A 14980-nucleotide genomic window follows, 5' to 3' on the forward strand; every position below is an offset into this window, starting at 1 on the left:
CGGGCTGGTCCTCCGGGGTCCGCATCCGTCCCCCATCTTGGCCTGTCCGCGCTCCGCGGTCCCCAGCGGCCCGCACACGATCACCGTCGCTGGTTGTGCTGCCGGCACACGACCGGGCGCCGGGGCAGACTGGGGCCATGCCGACCACGAGCGCACCGACCGCGTCCGCACCGTCTCCTGACACCCGAGCGGCCGAGGCCGACGGGTCTCCTGCGGGGAGCCCGCTGCAGACCCTCGGGCTCGTGGGCGGGATGAGCTGGCACTCGACCGCGACCTACTACCGCATCGTCAACGAGCAGGTCGCGGCCGCGCGGGGCGGGCACAGCTCGGCGAAGGTGGTCCTGGAGAGCCTGGACTTCGCCGAGATCCGGGAGTGCCAGATCGCCCAGGACTGGGACCGGGCCGGTGGCCTCATCGCCGGTGCCGCGGTGCGCTGCCAGGACAGCGGCGCCGACGTCGTGGCGATCTGCACCAACCTCATGCACCGGGTCGCGCCGCAGGTGGAGCAGGCGCTGTCGGTGCCGCTGGTGCACATCGGCGACGCGGTCGCGGCCGCCGCCCGGCGCGAGGGCTGGAGCACCCTGGGCATCCTGGGCACCGACGGGGTGATGTCGCAGCCCTTCTACGCCGACCGGCTGGCCGAGCACGGCGTGGCGGCGGTGGTGCCGGGGCCCGAGGCCCGCGCCGACGTCGACCGGATCATCTTCGACGAGCTGACCCACGGCACGATCCGCGAGGAGTCCCGGGAGCGCTACCTGCGGGTGATCGACGACCTGGCCGCGGCGGGCGCGGAGGCGGTCGTGCTGGCCTGCACCGAGATCGGCCTGCTGGTCGGCCCGGACGTCAGCCCGCTCCCGGTCATCGACAGCGCCGAGGTGCACGCGCACGAGCTGGCGGCCCGGGCGCTCGGCCAGGCCTGAGCCGCTGGGTCCAGGACCTGGCTCGGCCTGGGCCCGGCTCCGGGCCGGGCCCAGGCATGGGCGGCTGCGGCTCAGCCGAGGGTGAGCACGAGCTTGCCGCGGGCGCTGCCGTCGCGCATCAGCTGCACCACGCGCTCGTGCTCGCCCCACGACACGGTCTCGGCGACCACCGGCCGGATCCGCCCGTCGGCGACGGCGGGCAGCAGGTGCTCGCGCACCCCGGCGATGACCCGGGCCATCTCGTCCTCCCGGGCACCGAAGGACACCCCGTGCACGGTGAGGTGGCGGAAGGAGAGCGCGTCGATGTCGATCGTCGAGGCGGGACCGCCGACCCGGCCGATGTTGACCACCTGGCCGTCCTCGGCGGTGGCCGGCAGGCAGTCGGCGAAGGTCTGCCCGGCGACGTGGTCGAGCACGAGGTCGACCCCGCGACCCTCGGTGGCCGCGAGCACCGCCTCGGTGAGCTCCTGCTCGCTGGTGACGACGACGGTGTCCACGCCCACCTCACGGAGCAGGTCGGCCTTGTCGTCGCTGCGGGTGGTGCCGATGACCTGCCCCGCGCCGAGCGCGCGGACCACCTGCACCCCGATCAGCCCGATCGCCGTGGAGGCGCCGGTGATCAGCACGCTGCGGCCGTCGAGGCCTGACTCCAGCCCGGCGGCGGCGAGCGCGCCGTGCTCGGTGAGCAGCCCGGTCGGCAGGGCGCAGCCGACCTCGGGGGCCAGCCCGTCCGGGCGCGGCATGACGTAGCGCTGGTCGACGAGCACCAGCTCGGCGAAGGCCGCACCGGTCGAGGCCATCACCTGGTCGCCGACGGCGACCTGGTCGACACCTTCGCCGAGCGCGACCACCTCGCCGGCGACCTCGAACCCGGCCACCGCCTGCTCGCCGCTGCCGCCGGCGCCGGGGTCGGCACCGTCGATGATGCCGAGGTCGGCGTTGTTGACGGCGACCGCGGCCGCGCGCACCAGCACCTCGCCGGGGCCGGGGGTGGGCGCGGGCACCTCGGTCAGCGTCCAGGTGGGGCCGCCTCCGGTGACGAGGGCGCTCATCGTGCCGGTCATGTCGGTCTCCTTCGGGGTCGTGGGCGGGTCACGGGTGCCGGCGTCGCCTCAGGCGAGGTACTCCTCGTCGGTGACGTGCTCCAGCCAGGTCGTCGAGGCGGCCGGGTCGTCGGCCATGTCCAGCATCGCCAGGTGCTCCATGAAGCTGTCCGGCGAGGCCCCGTGCCAGTGCTCCTCGTCCGGCGGGCAGTAGAGGGTCTGACCCGCGCGGGCCTCGACCTTCTCCTGGCCGCGGGACTGCACCCAGGCGACCCCCTGGGTGACGTGCAGGGTCTGGCCGCGGGCGTGGCTGTGCCAGGCCGTGCGGGCGCCGGGGGCGAACCGCACCTTCGCCACGACCATCCGCTGCCCCTCCTCGCGGGGCGAGGCGATCGGGTCGAGCCAGACGTCTCCGGTGAACTGCTCCGGCGGGTTCTTCGTCGTCGGCGGCGTCTCGATGATCTCCACGGCTCAGGCCTCCGGGATCGGCATGCCGTACTGCTCCAAGGTCATCGACCCCGGCTCGGGGCCGCCGCGCTGGCCGGTCTCCAGGGCGTCGATGGCCCGCAGCTCGTCCTCGCTCAGCGTGACGCCGAAGATGTCGATGTTCTCCTGGATCCGCGAGGGGGTCACCGACTTGGGGATGACCTGGCGACCCTCCTGGACGTGCCAGCGGAGCATGACCTGGGCCGGGGTGGCGCCGTGCTTCTCGGCGATGTCGGTGATCACCGGGTCCTCCAGGGTGGAGCCGGTCTGACCGTCGCGGTAGAAGGTGATTCCGCCGATCGGGGACCAGGCCTGGGTGAGGATGCCGTGCTCGGCGTCGGCGGCGATGAGCTCCGGCTGCCGGAAGTAGGGGTGCGACTCGATCTGGTTGACGGCGGGCACGACGCTGGTCGCGGCCAGCAGCTGGTCGAGCTGGTCGGGCATGAAGTTGCTGACGCCGATGGCGCGGACCTTGCCCTGCTCCAGCAGCGTCTCCAGCGCCCGGTAGGCGTCGATGCTCGCCTGGAAGGTGGGCTGGGTGAGCGGCTGGTGCAGGATCAGCAGGTCGATGACGTCGAGGCCGAGCTTGCCGGCCGCCTTGTCGAAGGCGTGCAGGGTCTCGTCGTAGCCGTAGTCGCTGATCCAGATCTTGGTCTCGACGAAGATCTCCTCGCGCGGGATGCCGGAGGCGGCGATCGCCTCGCCGACCTCCCGCTCGTTGCCGTACGCGGCGGCGGTGTCGATGTGCCGGTAGCCGGCCTCCAGCGCGGCGGCCACGGCCTGCCGGGTCTCCTCGGCCGGGGTCTGGAAGACGCCGAAGCCGAGGACCGGCATGGTGACGCCGTTGTTGAGGGTGAAGGTGTCCATGGGGTTCTCCTTCTGCTGGTGATGCTGCGTGGTCAAGGACCCGCCGGCGCGGCGGCAGGGGGACCGGCCGCGCCGACGGGGGTCGGTGCGTCGGCAGGCACCGACGCGGGGGCGGACGACGTCAGGGGCGGAGGGCCACCTTCAGCGCCTCGCGGTCGTCCATGAGGCGGTACGCCTCGGCGGTCTCCTCCAGGCCCACGGTCCGGTCGAAGACGCGGCCGGGGTCGACGGTCCCGTCGAGGACGGCCGGGAGCAGCTGCTCGGTGTAGGCGCGCACCGGGGCCGGGCCGCCGGTGAGGGTGATGTTGCCGCCGAAGAGGCTGCCGAAGCCGACCGGGGCCTCCTCGTACTGCGGGACGCCGACCCGGCTGATGACGCCGCCGGGGCGGACGATGCCGACGGACTGCTCGTAGGCCGGCATGTGGCCGACCGCCTCGAGGACGACCTGGCTGCCGCCGTCGGTGAGCTCACGGACGGCGGCGATGCCCTCCTCGCCACGCTCGGCGACGACGTCGGTGGCGCCGAAGTCGCGGCCGAGGTCGGTGCGGACCTGGTGGCGGCCCATGAGGATGATCCGCTCGGCGCCCAGCTGCTTGGCCGAGAGCACGGCGAGCAGGCCGACCGCGCCGTCGCCGATGACGGTCACGGTGCTGCCCGGGCCCACCTTCGCCATGTGGGCGGCGTGCCAGCCGGTGCCGTAGACGTCGGTGAGGGTGAGCAGCGAGTTCAGCAGGGCCTCGTCGGCGTCGGCGCCGACGCCCGGGACGGGCACCAGGCTGCCGTCGGCGAGCGGGACGCGGGCGGCCTCGGCCTGGGTGCCGGCGGTGCCGAAGCCGGGGTCGCCCCAGAAGCCTCCGCGCACGCACGAGGTCTGCAGACCGGCGCGGCAGAACTCGCAGACTCCGCAGGAGAGGGCGAAGGGGGCGATCACCAGGTCGCCGGGCGAGACGGTGCGTACCTCCGACCCGACCTCCTCGACGACGCCGAGGATCTCGTGGCCCATGGCCGCGCCGTCCTCGGAGGCCGGCATCGAGTGGTAGGGGTGCAGGTCGCTGCCGCAGACGCAGGCGCGAGTCGTGCGCACGATGGCGTCGGTGGGCTGCTGGATGGTCGGGTCGGGAGCGTCGGTGACGCGGACGTCGCCGACGGCGTACATGTAGGTGGCTCGCATGTCGTCCATGCAACCGCATCCCGCGGACGCGCGGGAGGTGCGGACGGTCGGGGTATCAGCAGTACCCCCTTCGGCCGGCGCCGCGCCCCTACCGTGGGGGGATGAGCTCGATGGACCTGCGCGCCGAGATCCGGGACTTCCTGCGCACCCGGCGGGACCGGATCACCCCCGAGGAGGCCGGGCTGCCGGCCTACGGCGGGAACCGTCGGGTCAAGGGGCTGCGCCGCGAGGAGGTGGCGATGCTCGCCGGGGTCTCGGTGGACTACTACGTGCGGATGGAGCGCGGCAGCCTCGCCGGCGCCTCGGAGAGCGTGCTGGACGCGCTGGCGAACGCGCTGCGGCTGGAGGAGGCCGAGCGGGACCACCTCTACGCGCTGGCCCGCGAGTCCGGGGCGGGGTCGGCGCAGCGGCGGCGGCGCAAGGCACCGGAGGCCACGGTGCGACCGGCGGTGCAGCAGGTCGTCGACGCGATCAGCGACGCGCCGGCCTGGGTGCGCAACGGGCGACACGACGTGCTGGCGATGAACCCGCTGGCGCGGGCGCTGTACGCCCCGGTCTTCGACACCGAGCCGCGGCGCCCGGCGAACACCACCCGCTTCGTCTACCTGCACCCGGAGGCGGCGCAGGAGCTCTTCGTCGACTACGACCGGGTGGCCTGCGACGCCGCGGCGATGCTGCGGCTGGAGGCGGGGCGCAACCCGCACGACCAGGAGCTCATCGCGCTGGTCGGCGAGCTCTCCACCCGCAGCCAGGTCTTCCGCGAGCGCTGGGCCAGCCAGGACGTGCGCTACCACCGCAGCGGGGTGAAGCGGCTGCGGCACCCGGCGGTCGGCCAGCTCGACCTCGACTTCGAGGCGATGGAGCTGCCCTCGGAGCCGGGCCTGGCGCTGAACGTCTACACCGCCGCGGTGGGCACCCCCGCGCACGACGGGCTGCGGCTGCTGGCGTCGTGGGTGGCCACGCAGGAGGCTGCCGTGACCGAGCCGCAGGAGTAGTGGCTAGGCCCCTTCACTGCCCGGAGAGGGCCATCCACCGGAGGTGCCCCTGCACCCGCTCGGCGAAGCCGGGCCATCCCGCGTCGACCAGGGACTCCGCAAGATCGGCGGTGCCCCGCCGACCCCAGTAGTCAGCCTGCTCTGCCGCCGCCGCCGCCGCGACCGCGTCCGGGGCCGAGTCGTCGACCAGGACGAACAGCTCGTCCGGGGTCAGGACGTCGTAGTCCTCGACACCGACGAAGTCGCGAACGTTGTTGGTGAGCACGATGTCGGCGGAGCAGCTCACCGCGGCCGCGTGCACATGCAGGTCGTGCTCGTCGGTCACGCCGTCGACGGCGACAACCTCGAAATCGGTCACCCGGCCGACCTCGAAGGTGCCGGCGATGCGATCACGGAGCGTCGCGATCTTCCTGCCGGACCAGAGCGGGTGCCGACGCCGCAGGTGGTAGGCCACCTCGGCCAGCACATCCTCGGACCAGTAGACCTCGTAGGGCGACTGCTCACCCTGCAGGTAGATCAGGGCCAGCCAGTCCCGCTGGGTGCGGGAGTACAGGACGTTGGCATCGACGAAGACCCGAAGCACCCCCCGCATGACGGCAGCCTAGGGCGCCACCGCCGCCTGCAGGGTTGGCGCAGGTCAGTCTTCGTCCTCCAGGGAGCGCAGCTCGGCGAAGGCTGCACGCTCGCGCTCACGGCGGGCACGCCGCTCGGCGTGGACGTCCTCGGCCCGGAAGCGGGTGTGCGTCCCCACCTGGTGCGACGGGATCTCGTCGGCACGCGCCATCTTCAGCAGCGTAGGACGCGAGATTCCGAGGATCGCCGCAGCCGACGAGGTGGTGAGCTCGGCCGGGGTCGAGGAGATCGTCACCGTCCCTCCGTGCGCCATGACGTCGAGCACCTGCTGGAGCACGCGGCCGACCTCGGGGGGGATCGGCTCGGCGACCCGGCCGGCGTGCTCGACCCGCAGCACCCCGTCCGGCCCTTGCAGCTCGTCGAGCACCTCGCGAGCGACGTGAGCATCGCTCTCGCTGGTGATGACGCGATTCGTCGAGTCGACGCGTGCGGCCATGGTCACCACTCTCTGGTCGGCTGAAGTCCTTGGGTCGCCGGGCTCGATGTGCGTGAGCTCCGCCCGACAGACCGCCACCATAGGGCAGTTGCACATATATCTGCAACATGGATCGCGTAGCGTGATCGAGATGACGACCCTCTTCGTCCATGGTGCCGACGGCTACGAGGACGACCAGTCGATGGTCGCGGTGCTCCGCGGCCGTGACCGGGTGCGGATGCCGGCGATGCCCACCGACATGCGCCATGCCGCCTGGGCGATGGTGGTCGCCGACCATCTCGTCGACGACGTGACCGCGGTGGTGGGGCACTCCTTCGGCGGCTCGACGCTGCTGCGGATGGCCGCCGAGGGGATGCTCGGCGGACGCCGGGTGATCGCGCTGGCGGCACCGGACTGGGGACCGGACGGCTGGGACGTCGCCGACTACGCGCTGCCCGAGCGTGTCCCGGACGACGTCGGTGCCCGGGTGGCGCTGCACCACTGCCTCGACGACACCGAGGTGCCGCCGGAGCACCTGGACCTGCTGGCCTCCCGCCTGCCCGGTGCGGCGGTGACCCGGCATCCCAGCGGCGGGCACCAGCTCGAGGGTCCCGCGATCGAGGCGGTCGCCGACACCCTTCGCTGAGCTGCGGCGACCCCACGCCCATGTGACGCCCCGGCCGCAACTGCCCGGGCAGTTGCGGAGGGAGGCGTGAATTGCCCGGGCAGTTGCGGAGGGAGGCGTGATTTGCCCGGGCAGTTGCGGAGGGAGGCGTGAATTGCCCGGGCAGTTGCGGAAGGGGGCGAGAGCGTGCCCGGGCAGACGCGCGTCAGCCGATGGGGATGCGGCCGCGCAGGGAGGCCGGGTCGGTGACCGGCTGCTCGGCGGTCTCGGCGATGAGGTCACGCGCGGCGGGGGTGCTGTCCCAGACGTTCCACAGCAGCACGCCGCGCACGCGACCACCGTCGAGGTAGTAGACGACCGCCGCGGACAGGTCGTCGGCGGCGGCGTCGACGACGGTCTCCAGGCCGGCGCTGACCTCGCCGATCGCCTCGTAGCCGTCGTCGAAGAGGTCGGACCAGAAGATCGGCGTGGTCTCGTAGGCGCTGTCTTCACCGGCCATGGCACGGCCGGCGGCCTCGCCGGACTTCTCCGCATGGTCGACGTGCTCGACCCGCCGCCGGCCCAGCAGCGGATCCGGGTAGCGGGCCACGTCACCGGCGGCGAAGACGTCCGCGGCGCTGGTGCGCAGGTGGTCGTCGACCACGATCCCGTCGTCCACCTCCAGCCCGGCGGCCTCGCCCAACCCGGTCCGAGGCGTGACGCCGATGCCGACGACCATCGCGTCCGCGCTGTGCTCGCTGCCGTCCTCCAGGCGCACCGTGATGCCGGACCCGCTCACCTGTCCGTCGGCGACCGTCCCGTGCACGACCTGCACCCCGCGCTCGGTGAAGGTCTCGGTGACCCGGCGGGCCAGCTGCTCAGGGAAGGTCGCCGCCATCACGAGCTGCTCGTCGAGGACCATCGTCAACCGGACGTCCTGCTGGGCCAGGGCCGAGGCCATCTCGGAGCCGATGTAGCCGCCGCCGACGACGATGACGTGGCTGCCGGCGGTGGCGACCTCGGCCAGCGCCCGGTAGTCGGCGGCGGTGCGGTAGTAGACGACCCGCGGCCCGGGCGCGAGCCCCAGGGTGCGGGGCTCGGCGCCGGTGGCGAGCAGCAGCCGGCGGTAGCCGACCCGGGAGCCGTCGGCGAGGGTGACCTCGTGGGCGCCGGCGTCGATCGCGGTCACCTCGGTGCCGGTGCGCACCTCGAGCGCCGGGTCCGCCTCGAGCAGGGTCGAGCCGTCGAGCGCGGCGTCGTCCTCGAGCCACAGCTTCTTGGAGAGGTCCGGGCGGTAGACCGGCTCGTCCGGCTCGGCCCCGAGCACAGCGATGGTCGCGTCCGTGGAGACGGCCCGGATGCCCTGCACGGCACCCGCCGCGGCGACACCTCCACCGACGATGACGTGGTCGTAGCGGGCCGGGTCGCTCATGGGTGCTCTCCTCGGTCGGGTACGTCCCAGCCTCGCACGGGCAGGCCCTCCGGTGGGCGGTACCGGCCGCGGCGCAGCTGCTCTTGACAGCGCGAGGGCGGCGTCCCAGGCTGGCCGCCACCCGGCGCGGACCACGGCGCCGACGGCGGAAGGAAGTCGCCATGGGTCAGCTCGGCCACGACGTCATCGTCATCGGTCTCGGCGGGATGGGGTCGGCCGCGGCCGCCCACCTCGCGGCGCGGGGCCAGCGGGTGCTCGGCCTCGAACGCTTCACCCCGGCGCACGACCAGGGCTCGAGCCACGGCGGCAGCCGGGTGATCCGGCAGTCCTACTTCGAGGATCCCGCCTACGTGCCGCTGCTGCTGCGGGCCTACGAGCTGTGGGAGCAGCTCGACGAGGACGGCGAGCCGGTGCACCGGCTCACCGGCGGGGTCTACGTCGGGCCGGAGACCAGCCAGACCTTCGCCGGGTCGCTGCTCGCCTCCCGGCAGTGGGACCTGCCGCACGAGGTGCTCAGCGCCGCCGAGCTGACCCGGCGCTTCCCCGCCTTCGCCCCTCCGGCCGACCACCTCGCCCTGGTGGAGGAGAAGGGGGGCTACGCCCGGCCGGAGGCGACGGTGCGGGCGCACCTGGCCCGGGCCGCGGCGCACGGCGCTGAGCTGCGCTTCGGCGAGACGGTGCGCTCCTGGCGTGACGACGGCGACCACGTCACCGTGGTCACCGACGCGGGGACCTACGTCGCCGACCGGCTGGTGGTCGCCCCGGGCGCGTGGGCGCCGCGGCTGCTCGCCGACCTCGACGTGCCGGTGACGATCGAGCGTCAGGTCATGTACTGGATCGGGGCGAGCGCGGGGACCGGGCCGATGGTCGACGGGCCGGTGTACGTCAGCGAGACCGAGGTCGGCGAGCAGATCTACGGATTCCCGGCGATCGACGGCCCGGACGGCGGGGCGAAGGTGGCCTTCTTCCGGAAGGGGAGCACCTGCGACCCCGAGAGCATCGACCGGTCGGTCAGCGAGGCCGAGCGCGAGGCGATGCGCGAGCGGGTGCAGCGGCTGCTGCCGGGCCTGGACGGGCCGGTGCTGCGCGCGGCGACCTGCATGTACTCGACCACCCCGGACCAGCACTTCGTCATCGCCCCGCACCCGGAGCACCCGCGGGTGGTCGTCGCCTGCGGCTTCTCCGGGCACGGCTTCAAGTTCGTGCCGGTGGTCGGCGAGATCCTCGCCGACCTGGCGATCGACGGGGCCACCGCGCACCCGATCGACCTCTTCGACCCTCGGCGGGCGGCGCTGGTCTGAGCAGACGGCTCACTCGTCGAGGCGCGCCACCGTCTCGCGCAGCCGCACCATGAAGGTGGCCGAGGGCACGACCTGACCAGAGCGGTACGTGGACAACCGCGAGCCCGACGTGCCGAGGCGTGCCGCCAGCGCGGCCAGGGACATCCCGGAGCGGCGCACCAGGGCGGCCACCTCGCTCGCGACCACCTCCCCCTCGTGGCGTCGCGCCTCGTCGCGTGACCGCTCGATCGCCCGCTGCAGCAGCGGCCCCACCCCGTAGGGCCGGACGTCGGCGACGATCAGCTCGACCTGGCGCGCGACGTCCCCCCACGGCTCCTCGGCGATGGCCGTGGTCAGCCGCGCCCAGTCACGGACGCCGCCACGCTCGATGCAGGCGACGAGCGCCTCGTAGGGCCAGCTGCCGACCGGGGAAGCAGGGTCGACGTCGACGTGGCGGAACGCCGTGGTCACGGCTGGTCCTCGACGACGTGCAGCAGACCGTCGGCGATCCGGTGGCAGGCCGCCACGACGCTCGACCAGTCGTGCCACCTGGCGGCCAGCCCGCGGTAGCGGTCGAGCTGACGGGTGACGGTGGTGTCGCGCGGCTCGGGCTGGCTGAGGCGCTGCACGAGCGCGGTGAGGACCGAGCCGTCCTCCTCGGAACGGTCCGCGTAGTAGTCGTCGATCTCGACGAGCGTCGGCAGGGCGTCCAGGTGGCCGATCCGGTCCGCGAGGGCGACGGTGTCCAGGTAGTCACGCACGACGTTGCGCTGCACCACCAGGTACGCCTTGACCCGGAGCATCTCCGGCAGGGTCGGCACGGCGACCTGACCGGCGTCGTCCGGCAGGACGACCCGGGTCACCTCCAGCGGACGGGTCCGACGCAGCTGACGCAGGCCGGCCTCGATGCCGTCCAACGACCCCAGGAGGGTGAGCGGTGGCGAGCTCGCCCGGACGCTGGTCACCCACCCTTCGCTGGCCTCGACCGCCTCGACCACCTGGGCGTACCGCTCGGCCAGATCGGTGAGCACGTGGTCGTGGTCGAAGGACTCGCGGTGCCCGGCGTAGAGCGCCGCCGCCGAGCCGCCGACGAGGACGGCATCGGGGACCAGGGTCTGCAGGCGGGCCGCCGAGGCCAGCACGTCGTCGAGGGTGGTCACCTGCCGATCATATCGCTTCTGATATGCCCATGGAGGAAGAGAGGCCTCGCCTGCGGCGCTCGCCGGGCTCAGTCGCCCGGCAGCCCCATGAGCCGGGCACCGTTGTGCCACAGCACCCGCCGCAGCCAGTCCTCGCCGAGGTCGAGCCGGTGCAGCGCCTCGAGCTGGTGGGCGTAGGGGTAGGGGATGTTCGGGAAATCCGAGCCGAGCACGATCCGGTCGGCGAGCTCGCCCATCCGTCGGACGGCGTCCTCGGGCAGCGGGTCGAGCTGGGCGATGAAGTCGGTGCCGACCATCGTCGTGTCCAGGTGCACCCGCTCGTGGCGCTCGGCGAGATCGAGGAAGGCGGCGTACTCGGGCATCCCGAGGTGGGCGATGACCAGCGGCAGGCGGGGGTGGCGCCGCAGCAGCCGGGAGACCGCCTCGGGACCGCTGTGGGTGCCCGGGACCGGACCCGACCCGGCGTGCAGCACGACCGGGGTGCCGGCCTCGTCGATGAGCCGCCAGGCGTCGTCGAGCCGCGGGTCGTCGGGGGCGAAGTCGCCGACGGTGACGTGCACCTTCCACAGCCGGGCGCCGGCGGCCAGCGCGTCGGCGACGTAGCCGGTGACCCCGTCCTCGGGGTAGAGGGTGGCGCAGTGCAGCGCCTCGGGCACCCGGTCGGCGAAGTCGGCGCACCAGTCGTTGAGCCAGGCGGCCATGCCCGGCTTGTGCGCGTAGCTGAGCGCCGGGACCGCGCGGACACCGAGCTCGCGCAGGGTCGCCAGCCGCTGCTCCTCGCTGGTCCGGTAGGTGATCGGCCAGGCCAGCCCGTAGTGCGTCTCGGCGGCGTCGAAGTAGTCCCACACCTTCGCCAGGACCGGCTGCGGCATGAAGTGGATGTGGATGTCCGCCAGCCCGGGCAGCCCCAGGGCACGCAGGTAGGCGGGGACCTCGGCGTCGGTGGTGGGGGCGGCCGTGCTCACCGGCTCGAGTCTGGCAGAGCGGCGCGGCCGGGCCGCTGACGGACCCGGCCGCGATCCCCCCTTCGACGTCGGTCAGGCGGGCACCTGGTCGAGGAAGCCGCGCACCTCGCGGATGGTCTCGTCGCCGTCGGTGACGAGCACGTCGAAGCCGATGACGACCGGCTCCTCGCCGGCCGGACCGAGACCCCAGCGGAAGCGGGTCTGCTCGGCGTGGGTGTCGGCCTCGCCGACCTGGCTGAGGACGAAGCCGGGGAACTGCTGGTGCACGGCGCCGACGGTGGCGCCGACCTGCTCGCGACCGGTGGCCCGGGCCATCGGGTCGACGTAGAGGCAGTCCGGCGACCAGTGCCGCTGCAGCAGATCGGCGCGGGTCGCCTCGTCGGTGGCGTTCCAGGTGGCGAGGTAGGTGGTGACGATGTCGCTCATGGTGAGCCTCCTTCTCGTGGTGTCGGACGCCGACGAGACTGGCGGCGGACGGGGGCGGGCGTCGATGACCTCCGAGGTCATGGCGGCCGGCACGCGACGGTCCTAGCCTCGGGGCATGAGCACGACGATCTCGCCCCCGCCGGTGGGGGCGGAGCTGCGCCGATGGCGGGAGCAGCGGGCGCTGAGCCAGCTCGCGCTGGCCGGGCGGGCCGAGGTGAGCACCCGCCACCTCAGCTACGTCGAGACCGGGCGATCCCGACCGACGTCAGCGATGATCGTGCGGCTCGCCGAGTGCTCGAGGTGCCGATGGCCGAGCAGAACGCGCTGCTGCTCGGCGGCGGGTTCGTGCCGCGCTACCCGCAGCGGCCGGCCGACGGGCCGGAGCTCGCCTCGGTGATGGACGGGCTGCGCCGGCTGCTGGACGCGCACGCCCCCTTCCCGGCGCTGCTGCTGGACGACCACTGGGACGTCGTCGACGCCAACGCCGCGGTCGACGGGCTGCTCGTCGGCTGCGCCCCGGAGCTGCTCGAGCCCCCGCTGAACGTCATCCGGCTCTGCCTGCACCCCGGCGGGCTCGCCCCGCGCATCCGCAACCTGCCGACGTGGCGGGCCCACCTGCGGGGACAGCTGGACGAGCGGATCGTGCGCAGCGGCGGGGACCCGGGGCTGCTGGCGCTGCGGGAGGAGGCCGAGGCGCTCTCCCCCGGCGCGGGGCAGGGCCCGCCGCCGCGGCCCGACCCGGTGGTGCTGCTGGAGCTGGAGGCCGGCGGGCTGCTGCGCCTCTTCAGCGTGGCGACCCGGATCGAGAACCCGCAGGACGTCACCCTCGACGGGCTGCACCTGGAGACCTTCGTCCCCGCCGACGAAGCGACCCGCGCGGCGCTCTCGGGCTGAGCAGACCCCGCGCCGTCAGACCGTCGGGTCGTCGGCGGTCTCGTGTCCCCAGTGCTGGTCCACGCTGCCCCGGGTGAGGACGAACCAGACACGCCGCTCGTCGCCGACGTCGTGCCCATCGAGGAGACGGCCGCCCTCACGAACCAGCTGCTGGCGGAGCGAGGTGAGACCCTGCGCCGCCAGGACGTCGTACTCGTCGGCGACCCGCAGCACCGGCCAGGGCGCCTCCCTGGTGCCGACGCCCGCGGCGAGGACGCTGGTCACCGCGAGCCGGGCCAGCCGAGCCTCACGCTGACTGATCCGCTCGTGACCGAGCCTCTCGTGCGCCGCCGCGAGCGCGGCGTGCGCCGACGGGCTGAGGAAGGCACCGGGCATCTGAGCCCGGACCTCCGCCACGACCGCTGCCGCCTCACCGGCGTCCAGCCGGTCCTGCACGTCCAGGCGCAGCTCGAGCCCGGGGTCGAAGGTGGGCTGGGACGCCACCACCGCCCGGAGACTCGCGAGCTGCCCGGGCGTGGGGTCGGCGGTGTAGCGCTCGACGGCCTCGCGCAGGCTCGTCGGCATGCCGGCGCGGGGCCCTGTGGCGCTGGTCATCGCGTCCTCGTTCATGGTCAGGCGACGTCGATGCGTCGCAGCTCCTCGCCGGTGGCGGCCTTCCGCACGACGATCCCGGTGTCGGCGCCGGCCGTGACGAGCAGCTGCCCGTCGTCGGACCAGGCGATCCCGCGGGGGGTCTCGTCGCCGGGGACGGTGACCCGGTCGCCCCCGGACAGGGGGACGAGGATGAGCGCGTCGGCCCCGCTGTCGCCCACTGCGAGGGTGCTCCCGTCGGGGCTGACCGCGAGCGCGACCGGGCTGACGTCGCTCACCAGGTCCGTCGTCGTCCACGAGGAGGTCTCGACCCGCACGACCTTCCCCGGCGACGGCGGATCGGCGGTCGTGGTCACCAGCGTGGTGCCCTGGGGATCGACGGCCAGCGACACGCCCTGCGGCGGGCTCTCCTTGATCGTGCGCACGGAGAGGTCGTCGAGCGAGACCACCTGGACGGGCGCGTCGAGGCCGGCGACGGCGAGATGTCCCCCGTCGGGGGTGAGGGCCAGGGCGCGGGGCATCGTGCCCTCGACGTCGAGCACGTCGGAGGTGCCGTCGGCCACCGACCAGAGACGGACCGTGCCGTCTCCGCCAGCGCTGGCGAGCATCGTCCCGTCGGGGGTGAGGCAGAGCGCCTCGATGGCGCCCTCGACGGCCTCGTGTCCGGTCAGGGTGGCGACGACGTCGCCCTTGCTCTCGTCGAGCACGAGGATCTTCCCCTTCGTGCTCCCGACCGCGAGGCGGCCGGACCCGGCGGAGCGGCTCAGTCCGCCGGTCACCTCGGCGCCGATGGTGCGCTCGTGCTCCCCGGTGGCCAGCACCCACACGCCCACCCCGCCGTCGACGAGCGCCATGACCCTCTGGTCGGCGACCACGAGGTGACGGTCGTCGCGCAGCCCAGAGGCAGGAGGGCGCCGGTTCACCGCGGCGTCCCCGGTGCCGTCGTCGCTGCCGTCGCCGTCCTCGCTGCCGCATGCGACGAGGCCGACGGCGAGCGACGACGGGAGCAGCCCGAGCAGGGCACGGCGGTCGATCCGCATGTGGTGCTCCCTTCTGTCCGGCACGTCCCTGCCACCCTCTCACCCACCGCCGGACTCG

General features: G+C 73.7%; 19 protein-coding genes. 6 read left to right on the top strand and 13 right to left on the bottom strand.

All coding sequences use genetic code 11. From position 1 onward, the window contains the following. The first annotated feature begins 137 nt into the window (after positions 1-137). Positions 138-920: an aspartate/glutamate racemase family protein gene (locus tag BJY28_RS04605; protein ID WP_246313344.1), complete on the top strand. Its 783-nt coding sequence runs from the start codon at positions 138-140 to the stop codon at positions 918-920. Between the two features lie 71 nt (positions 921-991). Here BJY28_RS04605 and BJY28_RS04610 read toward each other — a convergent pair whose 3' ends face one another. The 4 genes from BJY28_RS04610 to BJY28_RS04625 all read right to left on the bottom strand — a co-directional run bounded on the left by BJY28_RS04610 (position 992) and on the right by BJY28_RS04625 (position 4487). Further along, positions 992-1984 carry a quinone oxidoreductase family protein gene (locus tag BJY28_RS04610; protein ID WP_179461962.1) on the bottom strand — a complete coding sequence of 331 codons (993 nt, stop codon included), beginning with the start codon at positions 1982-1984 and terminating at the stop codon, positions 992-994. 48 nt (positions 1985-2032) lie between these two features. Then, positions 2033-2431, bottom strand: a complete 399-nt coding sequence (locus tag BJY28_RS04615) for a (R)-mandelonitrile lyase (RefSeq protein ID WP_179461963.1) — start codon at positions 2429-2431, stop codon at positions 2033-2035. A gap of 3 nt (positions 2432-2434) precedes the next feature. Continuing rightward, positions 2435-3316 (bottom strand): aldo/keto reductase, encoded by an 882-nt coding sequence (locus tag BJY28_RS04620; RefSeq protein ID WP_179461964.1) that lies wholly within the window; start codon positions 3314-3316, stop codon positions 2435-2437. Between the two features lie 121 nt (positions 3317-3437). After that, a complete protein-coding gene (locus BJY28_RS04625) occupies positions 3438-4487 on the bottom strand; it encodes an alcohol dehydrogenase catalytic domain-containing protein (RefSeq protein ID WP_179463945.1) in 1050 nt (349 codons plus the stop codon). Between the two features lie 110 nt (positions 4488-4597). On the opposite strand from BJY28_RS04625, the gene BJY28_RS04630 reads away from it, so the two are divergent. Further along, positions 4598-5482, top strand: a complete 885-nt coding sequence (locus BJY28_RS04630; protein WP_218875692.1) for a helix-turn-helix transcriptional regulator — start codon at positions 4598-4600, stop codon at positions 5480-5482. 13 nt (positions 5483-5495) lie between these two features. Here the strand turns inward: BJY28_RS04630 and BJY28_RS04635 are convergent, their stop codons facing one another. Together BJY28_RS04635 and BJY28_RS04640 are read right to left on the bottom strand one after the other, a co-directional pair. Continuing rightward, positions 5496-6074 carry a PIN domain-containing protein gene (locus BJY28_RS04635; RefSeq protein ID WP_179461966.1) on the bottom strand — a complete coding sequence of 193 codons (579 nt, stop codon included), beginning with the start codon at positions 6072-6074 and terminating at the stop codon, positions 5496-5498. 45 nt (positions 6075-6119) lie between these two features. After that, positions 6120-6551 carry a helix-turn-helix domain-containing protein gene (locus tag BJY28_RS04640; protein ID WP_179461967.1) on the bottom strand — a complete coding sequence of 144 codons (432 nt, stop codon included), beginning with the start codon at positions 6549-6551 and terminating at the stop codon, positions 6120-6122. Between the two features lie 130 nt (positions 6552-6681). Between BJY28_RS04640 and BJY28_RS04645 the strand changes: the two genes are divergently transcribed. Then, a complete protein-coding gene (locus BJY28_RS04645) occupies positions 6682-7176 on the top strand; it encodes an alpha/beta fold hydrolase (RefSeq protein WP_179461968.1) in 495 nt (164 codons plus the stop codon). Positions 7177-7360: 184 nt separating this feature from the next. Here the strand turns inward: BJY28_RS04645 and BJY28_RS04650 are convergent, their stop codons facing one another. Further along, a complete protein-coding gene (locus tag BJY28_RS04650; RefSeq protein WP_179461969.1) occupies positions 7361-8566 on the bottom strand; it encodes an NAD(P)/FAD-dependent oxidoreductase in 1206 nt (401 codons plus the stop codon). A gap of 161 nt (positions 8567-8727) precedes the next feature. On the opposite strand from BJY28_RS04650, the gene solA reads away from it, so the two are divergent. Then, the gene (gene solA, locus BJY28_RS04655) at positions 8728-9867 is read left to right on the top strand and encodes an N-methyl-L-tryptophan oxidase (RefSeq protein ID WP_179461970.1); all 1140 of its coding nucleotides are present in this window, start codon (positions 8728-8730) and stop codon (positions 9865-9867) included. 9 nt (positions 9868-9876) lie between these two features. Here solA and BJY28_RS04660 read toward each other — a convergent pair whose 3' ends face one another. The 4 genes from BJY28_RS04660 to BJY28_RS04675 all read right to left on the bottom strand — a co-directional run bounded on the left by BJY28_RS04660 (position 9877) and on the right by BJY28_RS04675 (position 12397). Then, a complete protein-coding gene (locus BJY28_RS04660; protein WP_179461971.1) occupies positions 9877-10317 on the bottom strand; it encodes a helix-turn-helix domain-containing protein in 441 nt (146 codons plus the stop codon). Beyond that, entirely contained in the window at positions 10314-11006 is a 693-nt protein-coding gene (locus BJY28_RS04665) for a hypothetical protein (protein WP_179461972.1), read from the bottom strand. Before BJY28_RS04665 ends, BJY28_RS04660 begins: the two co-directional genes overlap by 4 nt. A 68-nt stretch (positions 11007-11074) precedes the next feature. Next, positions 11075-11971: an amidohydrolase family protein gene (locus BJY28_RS04670; RefSeq protein ID WP_179461973.1), complete on the bottom strand. Its 897-nt coding sequence runs from the start codon at positions 11969-11971 to the stop codon at positions 11075-11077. 72 nt (positions 11972-12043) lie between these two features. Continuing rightward, the gene (locus BJY28_RS04675) at positions 12044-12397 is read right to left on the bottom strand and encodes a nuclear transport factor 2 family protein (RefSeq protein WP_179461974.1); all 354 of its coding nucleotides are present in this window, start codon (positions 12395-12397) and stop codon (positions 12044-12046) included. Between the two features lie 115 nt (positions 12398-12512). Between BJY28_RS04675 and BJY28_RS17010 the strand changes: the two genes are divergently transcribed. Next, positions 12513-12794 (top strand): helix-turn-helix domain-containing protein, encoded by a 282-nt coding sequence (locus tag BJY28_RS17010; RefSeq protein WP_218875186.1) that lies wholly within the window; start codon positions 12513-12515, stop codon positions 12792-12794. Beyond that, entirely contained in the window at positions 12704-13291 is a 588-nt protein-coding gene (locus BJY28_RS04680) for an MmyB family transcriptional regulator (protein WP_218875188.1), read from the top strand. Before BJY28_RS17010 ends, BJY28_RS04680 begins: the two co-directional genes overlap by 91 nt. A gap of 15 nt (positions 13292-13306) precedes the next feature. Here BJY28_RS04680 and BJY28_RS04685 read toward each other — a convergent pair whose 3' ends face one another. After that, positions 13307-13885, bottom strand: coding sequence for a DUF4919 domain-containing protein (locus tag BJY28_RS04685; RefSeq protein ID WP_246313346.1), 579 nt, complete (start codon positions 13883-13885; stop codon positions 13307-13309). Between the two features lie 17 nt (positions 13886-13902). Next, the gene (locus BJY28_RS04690; protein ID WP_179461975.1) at positions 13903-14922 is read right to left on the bottom strand and encodes a WD40 repeat domain-containing protein; all 1020 of its coding nucleotides are present in this window, start codon (positions 14920-14922) and stop codon (positions 13903-13905) included. Positions 14923-14980: the final 58 nt, after the last annotated feature.

The organism is Janibacter alkaliphilus (assembly GCF_013408565.1).
In the GTDB taxonomy this organism is placed as follows: domain Bacteria; phylum Actinomycetota; class Actinomycetes; order Actinomycetales; family Dermatophilaceae; genus Janibacter; species Janibacter alkaliphilus.